At 66.9% G+C, this 13,321-nt stretch carries 12 protein-coding genes, 1 tRNA gene and 1 pseudogene; 10 read left to right on the top strand and 4 right to left on the bottom strand.

Annotated elements, in window-relative coordinates; genetic code table 11:
• Nucleotides 1–151: 151 nt before the first annotated feature.
• Together ACWDPV_RS14105 and glmU are read right to left on the bottom strand one after the other, a co-directional pair.
• Nucleotides 152–1,129: a ribose-phosphate diphosphokinase gene (locus ACWDPV_RS14105; RefSeq protein ID WP_449743483.1), complete on the bottom strand. Its 978-nt coding sequence runs from the start codon at nt 1,127–1,129 to the stop codon at nt 152–154.
• Nucleotides 1,130–1,172: 43 nt separating this feature from the next.
• Complete coding sequence (gene glmU, locus ACWDPV_RS14110) at nt 1,173–2,642, bottom strand: bifunctional UDP-N-acetylglucosamine diphosphorylase/glucosamine-1-phosphate N-acetyltransferase GlmU (RefSeq protein WP_449743484.1); 1,470 nt, start codon at nt 2,640–2,642, stop codon at nt 1,173–1,175.
• A 198-nt stretch (nt 2,643–2,840) separates the two neighbouring features.
• On the opposite strand from glmU, the gene ACWDPV_RS14115 reads away from it, so the two are divergent.
• The 4 genes from ACWDPV_RS14115 (at nt 2,841) to msrA (ending at nt 5,607) form a co-directional block, all read left to right on the top strand.
• A complete protein-coding gene (locus ACWDPV_RS14115; protein WP_348802903.1) occupies nt 2,841–3,596 on the top strand; it encodes an SDR family oxidoreductase in 756 nt (251 codons plus the stop codon).
• Nucleotides 3,597–3,723: 127 nt separating this feature from the next.
• A tRNA-Gln gene (locus ACWDPV_RS14120) sits at nt 3,724–3,795 on the top strand.
• A gap of 766 nt (nt 3,796–4,561) precedes the next feature.
• Entirely contained in the window at nt 4,562–5,050 is a 489-nt protein-coding gene (msrB, locus tag ACWDPV_RS14125) for a peptide-methionine (R)-S-oxide reductase MsrB (protein ID WP_449743485.1), read from the top strand.
• The gene (gene msrA, locus ACWDPV_RS14130; RefSeq protein WP_449743486.1) at nt 5,047–5,607 is read left to right on the top strand and encodes a peptide-methionine (S)-S-oxide reductase MsrA; all 561 of its coding nucleotides are present in this window, start codon (nt 5,047–5,049) and stop codon (nt 5,605–5,607) included. The genes msrB and msrA overlap by 4 nt, the downstream gene beginning before the upstream one ends.
• A gap of 242 nt (nt 5,608–5,849) precedes the next feature.
• Here the strand turns inward: msrA and ACWDPV_RS14135 are convergent.
• Nucleotides 5,850–6,020 (bottom strand): annotated as a pseudogene (locus ACWDPV_RS14135) (malate:quinone oxidoreductase); the annotation flags it as partial.
• A 64-nt stretch (nt 6,021–6,084) separates the two neighbouring features.
• Between ACWDPV_RS14135 and ACWDPV_RS14140 the strand changes: the two are divergent.
• The 6 genes from ACWDPV_RS14140 (at nt 6,085) to ACWDPV_RS14165 (ending at nt 12,020) form a co-directional block, all read left to right on the top strand.
• A complete protein-coding gene (locus ACWDPV_RS14140) occupies nt 6,085–6,165 on the top strand; it encodes a hypothetical protein (RefSeq protein ID WP_449743681.1) in 81 nt (26 codons plus the stop codon).
• A complete protein-coding gene (locus ACWDPV_RS14145; protein WP_449743695.1) occupies nt 6,162–6,398 on the top strand; it encodes a hypothetical protein in 237 nt (78 codons plus the stop codon). The genes ACWDPV_RS14140 and ACWDPV_RS14145 overlap by 4 nt, the downstream gene beginning before the upstream one ends.
• Entirely contained in the window at nt 6,344–6,721 is a 378-nt protein-coding gene (locus ACWDPV_RS14150; RefSeq protein ID WP_449743487.1) for a LysR substrate-binding domain-containing protein, read from the top strand. The genes ACWDPV_RS14145 and ACWDPV_RS14150 overlap by 55 nt, the downstream gene beginning before the upstream one ends.
• Before the next feature lie 156 nt (nt 6,722–6,877).
• Nucleotides 6,878–8,434, top strand: a complete 1,557-nt coding sequence (locus ACWDPV_RS14155; RefSeq protein ID WP_449743488.1) for an ABC transporter substrate-binding protein — start codon at nt 6,878–6,880, stop codon at nt 8,432–8,434.
• Nucleotides 8,431–9,396: an ABC transporter permease gene (locus ACWDPV_RS14160; RefSeq protein WP_449743489.1), complete on the top strand. Its 966-nt coding sequence runs from the start codon at nt 8,431–8,433 to the stop codon at nt 9,394–9,396. The genes ACWDPV_RS14155 and ACWDPV_RS14160 overlap by 4 nt, the downstream gene beginning before the upstream one ends.
• Nucleotides 9,393–12,020, top strand: coding sequence for a dipeptide ABC transporter ATP-binding protein (locus ACWDPV_RS14165; protein WP_449743490.1), 2,628 nt, complete (start codon nt 9,393–9,395; stop codon nt 12,018–12,020). The genes ACWDPV_RS14160 and ACWDPV_RS14165 overlap by 4 nt, the downstream gene beginning before the upstream one ends.
• A 130-nt stretch (nt 12,021–12,150) precedes the next feature.
• Here ACWDPV_RS14165 and ACWDPV_RS14170 read toward each other — a convergent pair whose 3' ends face one another.
• Nucleotides 12,151–13,233 (bottom strand): serine/threonine-protein kinase, encoded by a 1,083-nt coding sequence (locus ACWDPV_RS14170; RefSeq protein WP_449743491.1) that lies wholly within the window; start codon nt 13,231–13,233, stop codon nt 12,151–12,153.
• Nucleotides 13,234–13,321: the final 88 nt, after the last annotated feature.

The raw sequence follows: 13,321 nt of genomic DNA on the forward strand, positions 1-13,321 counted from the left end.
CGGGCCGGGGGTTGGGTTCGGGCGGGGGCGGGTTTTCTGTTACTACCGTCGCTGGGCGGGCGGGGGGGGGCCCCCCCCGCCGCGGCGCGGCCCCTACTCTTTCCGCCCCCCCCGGGCCCGTCGGTCCCGATGAGCTCAGATGCGCCCGGCGTCAGGCGATGCCGTCGAAAAGACTTGTCACCGATCCGTTCTCGAACACCTCACGGATGGTCTGGGCGAGCAGCGGGGCAATGGAGAGCACGGTGAGCTGCTCGAACCGCTTCTCCTCCGGGATCGGCAGGGTGTCGGTGGCGATGACCTCGGTTGCACCGCAGTTGGCCAGCCGCTCGGCGGCCGGGTCGGAGAACACCGCGTGAGTGGTGGCGATGATGACGTCACCGGCGCCGGCGTCCTTGAGCTTGCTCACCGCACCGGCAATGGTGCCGCCGGTGTCGATCATGTCGTCGATGAGCACACAGGTGCGGCCCTCGACCTCGCCGACGACGCGGTGTGCGACAACCTGATTGGCGACCATCGGGTCACGGGTCTTGTGGATGAACGCCACCGGGGCGCCGCCGAGGGCGTCGGCCCACTTCTCGGCGACTCGCACGCGGCCGGAGTCGGGGGAGACGATGGCGATGTTGTCGGTGCCGTACTTGCCGCGCACGTAATCCGAGAGCTGCCCGAGGGCGTGCATGTGATCGACCGGGCCGTCGAAGAAACCCTGGATCTGGTCGGTATGCAGGTCGACGGTGATGATGCGGTCGGCGCCGGCGGTCTTCATCAGGTCCGCGATGAGGCGAGCGGAGATGGGCTCACGACCGCGGTGCTTCTTGTCCTGGCGGGCGTAGGGGTAGAAGGGCAGGATCACGCTGATGCGTTTGGCCGAGCCGCGCTTGAGGGCGTCGATCATGATCAGCGACTCCATCACCCACTCGTTGAGCGGTGCCGGGCAGCTCTGCAGCACGAAGGCATCCGAACCGCGCACCGACTCCTCGAAACGCACGAACAGCTCGCCGTTGGCGAAGTTGCGCGCCGTCTGCGGCGTCACCTTGATGCCCAGCTCGTCGGCGACGGCTTGCGCGAGATCCGGGTGCGCACGCCCCGCAAACAGCATCAGGTTCTTCTGGTTGTCGGTGGTCCAGGTCATGAAAACTCTTCTACTCGAGGTGGGGCTGGTGGGTCGTGCTCGGTCAGTCGGTGGTCGGGGGTGAAGGTTGCTCGCCGGCCGCTTCGGCGGCCGTGGCCGCCGCGGTTCCGGGCCGCTTCCGGATCACCCAGTCCTCGATCGTGCGTTGTGCGCCCGCCGACACCGCGAGTGCGCCGGCCGGGATGTTTTCCCGCACGACGGTACCCGCACCGGTGTACGCGCCGTCACCGACCTGCACGGGTGCGACGAACATGTTGTCAGACCCGGTGCGGCAATTCGAACCGATCACCGTTTGGTGTTTGTTCACCCCGTCGTAATTGACGAACACGCTCGATGCGCCGATGTTCGACTCGTCACCGATGCGGGCGTCGCCGACGTAGGTCAGGTGCGGCACCTTCGAGCCCGCGCCGATGACGGCGTTTTTGGTCTCCACGAAGGTGCCGATCTTGCCGTGCGGACCGAGTTCGGTGCCCGGCCGCAGGTAGGCGAAGGGGCCGACGGAGGCGCCGTCGTGGATGACCGCGTCGCTGCCGTGGGTGCGGATGACGTGGGCGCCGGCACCGATCACCACGTCGGTGAGAGTGGTGTCCGGGCCGACGACGGCATCTTCGGCGATCGTGGTGCGCCCGTGTAGCTGGGTTCCCGGGTCGATGGTCACATCGGCGGAGATGGTGACGTCGACGTCGATCCAGGTGGTGGCCGGGTCGATGACGGTCACACCGGCGAGCTGGTGGCGCCGCACGATGCGACGGTTGAGTTCGGTGGCGAGTTCGGACAACTGGGCGCGGTCATTGCAGCCGGCGACCAGCATCGGGTCGTCGACGGTGAACGCGCGGACCACCTCGCCCCTCGTGCGGGCGATCTCCGCGACGTCGGTGAGGTAGTACTCGCCCTGGGAGTTGTGATTGGACAGTTCGCCGAGTGCGGCCCGCAGGGTGGCGGCGTCGGCGGCGTAGACACCCGCGTTGACCTCGGTGATCGCCAGCTGTTCGGGGGTTGCGTCCTTGTGTTCGACGATGGCCTGGACCGATTCGTCCCGGTCGCGGACGATGCGTCCGTAGCCGGTGGGATCGTCGGCGACGAACGTCGTCAGCGTGACCGCTGCGCCACCGTCGGCGGTGTGCGCGTCCACCAGCGTCGCGAGGGTGTCGGGATCGAGCAGTGGGACGTCGGCGGCGGTGATGACGACGGTGCCGTCGAAGTCGTCGGGCACCGCACTCAGTCCGACCTGCGCGGCGTGTCCGGTGCCGTGCGGTTCGTCCTGGACGGCGGTGAGGATCGTCTGCCCGAGGCGTTCACCGACACGGGTGACCTCGTCGGTGACGAGTTCACGTTCATGTCCGACCACGGTGACGAGATACGCCGGGGAGATTCCGGCGGCGGCATCGAGACTGTGCCCGAGCAGGGTCCGTCCGGCCAGGGTGTGCAGGATTTTGGGTGTCTTGGACCGCATGCGGGTGCCCGCACCGGCCGCGAGAACGATGACGGCGGTCGTGGGTGACGTCGATGTCAAAGGAGGCCTCCGGTCCTCTCGGCGGCCCGGCCCGGCGCACGGTGTGTGCGGCGGCCAGGTGCTGCCTTGCAGCGCGGCAACGGCCCGATAGTAGCGACATCTGTGGTCGGGTCGGACCCCGTACCCCGCCGCGCATCGTGCCTGATAGAACCAAAGGGACTCACATCACACTCGACGAACACCAATGAAGGGAAGTCGATGAGCGCACAGAAGACAGCAATAGTCACCGGATCGGCCCGCGGCATCGGAGCGGCCGTCGCCAAGCGACTCGCCGCCGACGGCCTCGCCGTGGCCGTGCTCGACCTCGACGAGGCGGCCACCGCCGACACCGTCAAGGCCATCACCGACGCCGGTGGCACCGCGATCGGTGTGGGCGCCAACGTCGCCGACGAGGAGTCGGTGAAGGCGGCCGTCGACACCATCGTGGAGAAGCTCGGCCCGCCGACCGTCGTCGTCAACAACGCTGGCATTCTGCGCGACAATCTGCTGTTCAAGATGACCGTCGACGACTGGGACGCCGTCATGGCCGTCCACCTGCGCGGTGCGTTCAACGTGACCAAGGCCGCGCAGAAGCACATGGTCGACGCCGGCTGGGGCCGCATCGTCAACCTGTCGAGCACCTCGGCGCTCGGAAACCGCGGTCAGGCCAACTACTCCGCCGCCAAGGCCGGCATGCAGGGCTTCACCAAGACCCTCGCCATCGAACTGGGCAAGTTCGGTGTGACCGCCAACGCGATCGCCCCCGGCTTCATCGAAACCGAGATGACCGCGGCCACCGCCGCCCGCGTCGGCGTGCCCTTCGAGGACTTCAAAAAGGCTGCCGCCAGCCAGATTCCGGTCAACCGCACCGGCGTCCCAGAGGACATCGCGCACACCGCGTCGTTCTTCATCAGCGAGGGTGCGGGCTTCGTGTCCGGCCAGGTGATCTACGTCGCCGGCGGCCCGAAGGACTGAGCTCGGCGGCTCCCGCGCAACCGTTTGCTTCCCGCGCACCGATACGAGGTGCGTGGGTAGCAAACGAGCGAGCGGGAATCGATGCAGAGCACGCGCGGTGCCTGTGGCACAATCGTGTCCGCAGTATTCCCCCATGGTGTAATCGGCAACACTTCTGATTTTGGTTCAGGCATTCCAGGTTCGAGTCCTGGTGGGGGAGCAACAACGTATCCGCAGGTAGATGCGGGTGCAGACGAACTCTCGATGTGGTCCGTGCGCCCTCCGTGCACCCCGATGCGGTTCACGCGTCCGGTTCTCGTTGACGCGGTTGCTGCGTGGTCACGCTCGCTTTGCAATGACCGCGTGGGCGTGGGGGTACAGCGCGGGCGAACAGGGTTTTCGAGGTGACCACTCAAATCGCCCAGCAGACAACCGTATTCACAGTCATCGTGGTTCTGGCGTTACTCGCCGCGCTGCGGGTCTGCCGACACTGGTGGCCCGGAATCGGACCGGCACGTGGTCGCCTCAGTGCGTGCCCGCCGCGGCGGTACTCGGTTCAACAGGGTTCGACATGGCGTCCGTGGTGTTCGGAGTGCTGCCGTCGAGATGTCCGCGCGCCGTGTCTGCCCGGAACCGCCACACCGGCAACCGTCACTGCCGACCATCTTTCAGCCCGATCAGATCGGGCCACGCGAAGACGATCGAGCACAGCTTGAGTCGAGATGCCGAGGAGGTCCGCAGCCTCACTCGTTCCCACCGCGGCGACGAGCGTCGCGTGACGCGCCGCGGTTCACAAGACAACGAGGCGGTGGACGGGGTAAGGCAAATGGGTCACCCGCCGACCTTCACGACCTGACCGGGCTTGGTTGCGAAAACTCCGCGTGGGACGGTGTCTCCTTCGATCAACAGACCCCGGGACCAAATCGGGACGCCCCGCTGTTCTTCTCTATGACGCCGCAGCCAGCGGCGCACCGGAGAGGAGAGAAGTGTCCGACTACCGCAGTACCCCCGAGGCCGTGAGCCGTCTCACCGCCGACCAATACCGCGTCACCCAGCGCGACGGCACCGAGCCGGCGTTCCGCAACGCCTACTGGGACAACCACGAGCCCGGCATCTACGTCGACGTCGTCTCCGGCGAGCCGTTGTTCGCCTCGACCGACAAGTACGACAGTGGCACCGGCTGGCCGAGTTTCACCCGCCCCATCAGCGACGACGCGGTGACCACCCGCACCGACCGCACGTTGTTCATGTCCCGCACCGAGGTGCGTTCGGCCCACGCCGACAGCCACCTCGGTCACGTCTTCACCGACGGCCCGCGCACCGACGGCGGCCTGCGCTACTGCATGAACTCGGCGGCGCTGCGCTTCATCCCGGTCGCCGAACTCGAGGAGCAGGGGTACGGGCAGTTCCGGCGTCTGCTCGACGACCCGATGATGACCGAAACAGCAACCACCACCGAGGAGGATCCATCATGACCAGTGGCCCCAACGACACCGGACACATCACCGCCACTCCCGGAACCGAGACCGCCGTCCTTGCCGGCGGATGCTTCTGGGGCGTCGAGGACCTCATCCGTCGGCAACCCGGGGTTCTGGCGACCCGCGTCGGCTATACCGGTGGCAGCAATGATCATCCGACCTACCGCAATCACCCCGGACATGCGGAAGCCGTCGAGATCGTCTTCGATCCGGCACGCACGACCTACCGCGACATCTTGGCGTTCTTCTTCCAGATCCACGACCCGTCCACGACGAACCGCCAAGGCAATGACATCGGCAGCAGCTACCGGTCGGCAATCTTTCCGGTGACACCCGAGCAGGAGCGCATCGCACGGGAGACGATCGCCGACGTCGACGCGTCCGGACTGTGGCCGGGCAAGGCGGTCACGACGATCGAGCCGGCGGCCCCGTTCTGGGAGGCCGAGCCCGAGCATCAGGACTACCTGGTGCGCTACCCCAACGGGTATACCTGCCACTTCCCACGGCCGGGATGGGTGCTGCCTCGTCGGGACGCAGACGCCGCGAACGTCTGATATCCGCGACGAACCGTCAGGTGAGCCGGAGCGATCGCTGTCACTGCGATCGCTTCGGCGACCCCTGCCGCAGTGGTCAGGGGATACTCAAAGGCGGGGGCCGCATCGTCGATCACGTTGCGCCACGGAAGTTCCCACTCGCCGCCGAACGCCCGGCGTACGGGTCGAACATGATGGGTACGGCCGTCGATGCTCCAGGGGAGGCGCCCCAGGAGACCGGCGATCGTCCGGTCCTCATCGGCCGACATCGGTGGGGCGCCGATGGGGGCCTGGCCGTACACCTTGCTCGCGTGACGTCCGACCATCGGGGGTTTCGACGTTCGCAGGAAGGTGGCGCCGACCGGCAACACACCATAACCGCGAACCTCGTCCACCCGGGCTCGTTGCAGCAGACTCACTGCCAGCCCGCCGGCGCAGCGCGCACTCGGAGTTCCGTAGTCGTCGACGAGTCGCCGTTTACACGCGCTCGAACGGCTTCTGGGGTTCCCATTGCTGGTCACCCAAGGACGATCGGTCGCGCTGACGCCGCGCGCTCGGGCGTTGGCCGCGGTGCCGTGACCGACGTCGACCCCGACCACGCAACCGTGGGCTTCGGGTTCCCGCTCACCATGGGGGCCGGCGAGATCCCGGAGATCCTCGCCGCCTACCGGCATCGTCATCGCGGGGTGACGTTGCACCACAAGCAAGCTCACGGACAACAGCTCGTCGTCGACCTCACCTCGGGTGAGAGGAGATTGTGGCGGTGCTGCCGGATGATCACCGGCTGTGTAGTGCGCCGCGTCTGTCGTTGACGCAGTTGCACGATGAGACCTTCATTGCGAACCCACCCAGCTATCATCTGCGCCGCCTCACCGAAGATCTTTGTCGCCGGGCGGGTTTCGAACCGGCCATCGCCATTGAGATCACCGAGTTCGGTTCCATCGTCGGGCTCGTCGGCCGCGGTCTTGGGGTGGCGTTGTTGCCGCGGGGCATGGCGGGCGACGGAGTCGCGGAGAAGTCGTTGACCGAGCGGGTGACTCGGGATGTCGCACTTGTCGTGGGCCGGCCGAGGGTGGAGTGCTCGTCGATTCGTTCACGGCTTTCCTGGGGTCGGCCTTGCTCGCCGATCCCATGATGTGACACGCCGAGGTTGCACAGCGATCCATCCGCGGGCAGAGTGAAAGGCAACGTCCACAAGTGCTTCGGCGCGGAAGGGATCGCTGTCGCAATGACCTCGGAGCACCGAACGTGCAGGTCATCAGTCGATTCCGCCCACTTCCTCACTGCCGGGATGAGTCGTCGCCGCTTCTTTTCCGTGGCGGCGGGCGCGGGTGTCGGCGTGGCCGGCGCGACGGTACTCGGCGCCTGTGCGCCGTCCGGGTCCGGTGTGGCGAGCTCGGACAACACGATTCGGGCGGCGATCGCCGGGGAGCCGGATCAACTCGATCCGCACAAGACCAGCTCGTACTTCTCATTCGAGGTGCTGGAGAACGTCTTCGACACTCTCGTCGAACCCGACGAGAAACTCGAGATGCAACCGGCGCTGGCGCAGTCCTGGCAGGTCAGCCCGGACGCCACCATCTGGACATTCACTCTTCGGCCGAATGTCCGTTTCCACAACGGTGATTCGCTGACCGCCCAGGACGTGGTGTATTCCTATCGCCGCATCATCGATCAAGATCTGTCCAGCGCATGGCGATTGGAGAACATCGCCACCATCGCCGCACCCGATGACCAGCACGTGGTCATCACGACCACGGCACCGAGCCCGAATCTCTTGTCCACCATCGGCAGCTTCAAGGGAGTGGCAATCGTCAACCGCCGCAACGTCGAATCCGGACAAATCGCCACCCACCCGATCGGCACCGGCCCGTTCTCCTACGACTCGGGCTCACCGGGGACCTCGATCGTCCTCAAGGCCAACCCCGGCTACTGGGGTGGTGCGCCGAGGGTCGACGGCGTCGCCTACAGTTTCATCTCCCAGCAGACCACGGCCGTCTCGGCGCTGCGTTCCGGTGAGATCGACTGGACCGATTCCATTCCCGCTCAACAACTCCGGATTCTGGAGAGTACCGACGGCGTCGTCGTCGGCAGTGTGGTCGCCAACGACTACTGGTACGTGGCAATGAACTTCGCCAAGAAGCCCTTCGATGACACGCGGGTTCGTCAGGCCGTCGCGTACGCCATCGACCGCAAGTCCATCGCGCAGGTCGTCGGTTACGGCACAGCCACCCCCAACCAGCTGGCCATACCGAAGACCAGTCCGTGGTTCGCCGAATATGGCCGCTACACCGACGGATTGGATCGGGACGGCGCCACCGACAAGGCGCGCGACCTGCTGAAGCAGGCCGGGGTGGGCTCCCTGCCGATGGGATTGATGGTGACCACCGAATACCCAGAAACGGTGACCGCCGCGCAGGTGATCGCCTCCAACCTGTCCGACGTCGGCATCGACGTCACCATCGAGCAACTCGACTTCGGTGTGTGGCTCGACCGCCAATCGCAGGGTGCCTTCGACGCACTCCTGCTCGGCTGGCTCGGCAATCTCGATCCGGACGATTACTACTACGCCCAACATCATTCGCAGGGAACGTCGAACTCACAGAAGTACGCCAACCCCGACGTCGACCGCCTCCTCGACGCCGGCCGCGTCGAACTCGACATGGCCCGGCGCAAACAGATCTATACCGACGCCGCCGCCCACATCGCCGACGACGTCAGTTACCTCTACCTGTACAACCCGTCGGCGAATCAGGCCTACAGCAGCGCCCTGCGCGACTACACCGTCCGATCCGACAAGGCGATCCGCTTCCGTGGCGCACACCTGGATCGGAGTCAGGCCGTATGAACGGATTTGGTTGGCCGCTGGTGCGTTTCATCCTGCTGCGATTGCTCTACACCGCCATCGTCCTGCTGGGCGTGATCGTGGTGGTGTTCCTGCTGATCCAGGTGGTGCCCGGTGATCCGGTCCGCATCGCCCTGGGTACCCGGTACACGCCGGAGGCCTACGACTCGCTACGTCAGGCATCCGGACTCGATCAGCCACCCCTGACCCAGCTCGTCCACTACATCGGCAATGTCTTCACCGGCGACCTCGGCGTCAGCTTCCGCGACGGCGAATCGGTCACCGACCTGCTGCTCTCGCGACTGCCGGCGACCATCGCCCTCGCCCTGGCCGCCATCGTCGTCGCCCTGGTGATCGCCATCCCACTGGGCACCTGGGCGGCGCTGCGTGAAGGCCGGTTGGCCGACAACAGTATTCGCGTGGTGTCCCAGTTCGGTATTTCGGTGCCCGATTTCTGGATGGGCATCCTGCTCATCGCGGTCTTCTCGACCGCGCTGGGATGGCTACCGTCGGCGGGATACCGGCCAATCTCGGCCGGGTTCGTACCGTGGATCGAACACCTGGTGCTCCCGGCGATCACCGTCGGCATGGTCACCGGCGCCATCATGACCCGCTACGTACGTACCGCCATCCTCGACGCCGCGAACTCGCCGTTCGTCATGACCGCCGAATCGAAGGGGCTCAGCCGCAGGCGAATCCTCGTCTCCCACATCGGACGCAACGCACTGGTCCCGGTGCTCACCATCTCCGGCATCCAACTGGCCACCCTGCTCGGTGGTGTGATCGTCGTCGAGGTGGTCTTCGCCTGGCCCGGACTCGGACGCCTGGTCTACGACTCGGTCGCCGCCCGCGACTACCCGGTCCTGCAGGGCGCCATCCTGCTGATCGCCGCGATCTTCCTGATCATCAACCTCGTCGTCGACATCCTCTACGCCGTCATCGATCCCAGGATTCGACTGTCATGACCGCCACCAACCCGCCCGCCACCGACGAGCCCACCCCCCACGAGCCCACCGCCGCAGCGACGGAACCCACCGACTCGGCCTGGCGACTGTTCCTGCGCAACCGGGCGTCGGTCGCCGGGCTCATCGTGATCCTCGTCGTGATCATCTGCGCGCTCTTCGGGCAGTGGATCGCGCCCTACGGCGCCAACGACATCGACGTGCCCGACGCGCTCGCGGCACCGAGTTGGTCGCACCTGTTCGGTACCGACGACCTCGGCCGTGACGTGTTCTCACGCGTCGTGCTCGCCGCTTCGGTGAGTCTGCGGGTGGCCGTCGTGGCGGTGGCGATCTCGCTGATCGTCGGTGTGATCCTCGGGATGTTCTCCGGCTTCGTCGGTGGTGTGGTCGACACGGTGTTGATGCGCATCGTCGACGTCGTCTTCTCCTTCCCGGTCATGTTGCTGGCCTTGGCGATCGTGGCGATCCTGGGTCCCGGTGTCACCTCGGCGATGATCGCGATCGGCATCGTCTACATCCCGATCTTCGCCCGGGTGGCCCGCGCCGACACCCTGCGGGTGCGTCAGACGCAGTTCGTGCAGGCCGCCACCACGATGGGTGTCGGAACGCCACGCATCGTGTTCGGCCATGTGCTGCCCAACATCTCGGGTCCGGTGGTCGTGCAGACCTCCATCTCGCTGGCGTTCGCGATCCTCAGCGAGGCGGCGTTGTCGTTCCTCGGCCTCGGAGTGCAGCCACCGGAGCCGTCATGGGGCCGGATGCTCTACGACGCACAGGGATTCATCACCAGCGCCTGGTGGATGGGAGTGTTCCCCGGCCTGGCCATCTTGCTCACCGTCTTCGCGTTCAACCTCATCGGCGACGGTGTCCGCGACGTCCTCGACCCGCGCCAACGCACCCTGCTCCGCAACCGCGGAAAGCGGCGCCGCCCCACGGTGGCCCGCGCGAGGGTTACCCCGGTCCCCGAGGACGGCACCGACGACTCGGCCGAGACGGTCCTGACCGTCACCGACCTCGTCGTCGGCGTGGGGCCACGGGAGATCGTGCACGGCAACAGCTTCGGTGTCGCCAAGGGGGAGACCCTCGGCATCGTCGGCGAGAGTGGATCGGGTAAGTCCCTGTCGGTGCTGGCGGCCACTGGACTCTTCGACGCGCCGAGCGCGCATGTCTCGGGGTCGGCGCGCATCGGCGACACCGAGGTCATCGGCGCCTCCGACGCGACGCTGCGCGCGGTACACGGATCCCGCGTCGGATTCGTCTTCCAGGACCCGTCGTCGAGTCTCAATCCGCTGCTCACCGTCGAATCGCAGCTGACCGAGGGGCTGCGTCGGCACCTGAAACTCACCAAATCGCAAGCGCGAGAACGGGCGCTGCAACTCCTGCGCGATGTGAATCTGCCTGATCCGGAGAGCAAACTGCACGCCTACCCGCACCAGCTGTCCGGTGGGCAACGCCAGCGGGTGATGATCGCCATTGCACTCGCCTGTGACCCGGAGATCCTCATCGCCGACGAGGCGACCACCGCACTCGACGTGACCACCCAGGCCCAGATCATCGACCTGGTCGCCGAACTCCAGCGGGAACGCGGGATGGCGGTGGTGTGGATCAGCCACGATCTCGGCGTCATCGGACGCATCGCCGACCGCGTCCTCGTCATGCGCTCGGGTTCCGTCGTCGAAACAGGCTCGGTCGACGAGGTTTTCGCGAACCCGCGTGCTGAGTACACGCGAACACTGCTCGAATCCCGGCCGTTGCTGAGCAAGGTCGGCGATCGCGCCGAACCCGAATCCGAGACCGGAGACGCGTCGCCCGCACTGGTCAGTGTGCGCGGCCTCGGCGTCGATTTCACCGTGCGGCGCACCACGGGTCGCGACACCCTGCATGCGGTGCGCGACGTGGATCTCGATGTGGCACAAGGCACCACCCTGGGTATCGTCGGCGAATCCGGATCGGGGAAGTCGACCATCGCCGGCGTGTTCACCGGGCTGATCACCTCCGGCGGCGGGACGACGGTGCGCGGAAGCATCGATGTGCGGGTCGACGGCCGAACCATCGACGCGGTCGGCGTGCGCGGTCACGATGCCGCGGTGCTGCGTCGACGGGTGTCGATGGTCTTCCAGGACCCGGGTGCCTCGCTCGATCCGCGGATGACGGTGGCGGCCTCGATCGCCGAACCGCTGCGGACCCACGGCCAGGTCTCCGGCAAGGGCGCACTGCGCGAGCGTGCGGAGGAACTGCTCGGCGACGTCAGCCTCGACGCCTCGTATCTGCGTCGCTACCCGCACGAGATGTCCGGCGGGCAACGTCAACGAGTCTGTCTGGCAAGGGCTCTCGCCTCCGACCCGGAGGTTCTCATCCTCGACGAGTCGACCGCGTCGCTGGACGTGTCGGTGCAGTCCGAGGTCCTCGAGTTGCTTGCACGTCTTCAGGCCGAGAAAGGTCTGACCTACCTGTTCATCGCGCATGACCTCGCCGTCGTCGAGCAGATCAGCGACACCGTGGCGGTCATGCAGAACGGCAGGGTCGTCGAAAGTGGTCCGGCCACAGGGATTCTGCACGACCCGGCGACCGACTACACCCGCAGGCTGCTCGCCGCGATCCCGCCCGAGACGCCGCAGCGGGCCTGAGGTGGCCGGGTCCCGGGCGCTGACAGCCGGCTCACGGTTACCGAACCTGTCGTGGTGCCGTGGCGTCGGCACCGCACTCCGAACCCGTCCGCCGTCGAACTGAGCTGCCGACTCTGATCGAGGGAGCCGGTCACGACAAGGTGGCCACCAGCACCCCGACGATCAACACGATGAACACCAGGAAGATGACCGCGCCGCCGATGATGGCGGCGCGGGTCGTCGCCGGATCGGTGGGTCGGCGCGGCGGCTGGTAGCCGGCCGGTGTGGGGTTGACCGGGCCGGGGTTCATCGCGCCCGGTGTCACCGGCGGAATATGGGTGATCGGTGGCAGTACCCCCGCCGGGGCGGACCGCGGCATGGGCGGGGGTGGGACGGCCACCGGCGGTGGCACCGACACGCGGCCCTCGAGCGCCTCGCGGGCCGCCTGCGCCATCTGCCCGGCGGTGACGAAACGATCGGCCGGATTCTTGGCCATCCCGCGGGCGATGACGTAGTCGAACGGGCTGCCCAGCACGGGCGGTGGCTGGTTGAGGTGGGCCGCGACGAGTACCTGGAGATCTCCCGCCCCGAACGGCGCGGCGGCCGTGAGGCATTCGACGAGCACACAGGTCAACGCGTAGATGTCGGTGGCCGGGGTGGCGATGTTGCCGGCGCCGAAACGTTCGGGGGCCATGTAGGCGAACGATCCGACCGCGGCACCGGTTTCGGTCAACCGCGGATCGGTGGTGGTCTGGGCGAGGCCGAAGTCGACGAGGTAGGCGAAGTCACCGCTGTCGATGAGGACGTTGTCCGGTTTGACGTCCCGGTGGACCAGCCCGGCGGCGTGCGCCGCGTCGAGTGCCTGAGCGACCTGTTCGACGATGGACACCGCACGCTCGGGTGCCAGCGGCCCGCCGGCGAGCAGATGCCGCAGATCCGTGCCACCGGAGACGATCCGCATGTCCAGGAACAGCAGCCCGTCGATCTCGCCCCAATCGTGGATGGGGATGACGTGCGGATCGTTGAGTTGGGCGGCCATCCGGGATTCACGCAGGAACCGTTCGCGGAACATCGCGTCGCCCGCGTACTGCTGGGCCAGGAGTTTCAGGGCGACGGTGCGTCCACGACGTTCGTCCCGGGCCTGGTAGACCTCGCCCATCGCGCCGCGACCCAGGAGCCGTTGCAGGGTGTAGTCACCCAGAACGGAACCGCTGCGGTCGGCGGGGCTTCCCATGGCGTGCGTCATCCTCCTGCCCACCGGGCCTCGGGCGGGTCCGCGGCAACGGATCGCTTTCCGCGGTACGCTACCCGCTCCACGTCGA

This window comes from Gordonia sp. NPDC003504 (assembly GCF_053587995.1).

Bases quoted from the DNA above. Each gene is read 5' to 3' on its own strand.
- ACWDPV_RS14115 (WP_348802903.1), top strand. From the start codon at position 2,841: ATGAGCGCACAGAAGACAGCAATAGTCACCGGATCGGCCCGCGGCATC.
- ACWDPV_RS14105 (WP_449743483.1), bottom strand. From the start codon at position 1,129: ATGACCTGGACCACCGACAACCAGAAGAACCTGATGCTGTTTGCGGGG.
- ACWDPV_RS14170 (WP_449743491.1), bottom strand. From the start codon at position 13,233: ATGGGAAGCCCCGCCGACCGCAGCGGTTCCGTTCTGGGTGACTACACC.
- ACWDPV_RS14160 (WP_449743489.1), top strand. From the start codon at position 8,431: ATGAACGGATTTGGTTGGCCGCTGGTGCGTTTCATCCTGCTGCGATTG.
- msrA (WP_449743486.1), top strand. From the start codon at position 5,047: ATGACCAGTGGCCCCAACGACACCGGACACATCACCGCCACTCCCGGA.
- ACWDPV_RS14155 (WP_449743488.1), top strand. From the start codon at position 6,878: ATGAGTCGTCGCCGCTTCTTTTCCGTGGCGGCGGGCGCGGGTGTCGGC.
- ACWDPV_RS14165 (WP_449743490.1), top strand. From the start codon at position 9,393: ATGACCGCCACCAACCCGCCCGCCACCGACGAGCCCACCCCCCACGAG.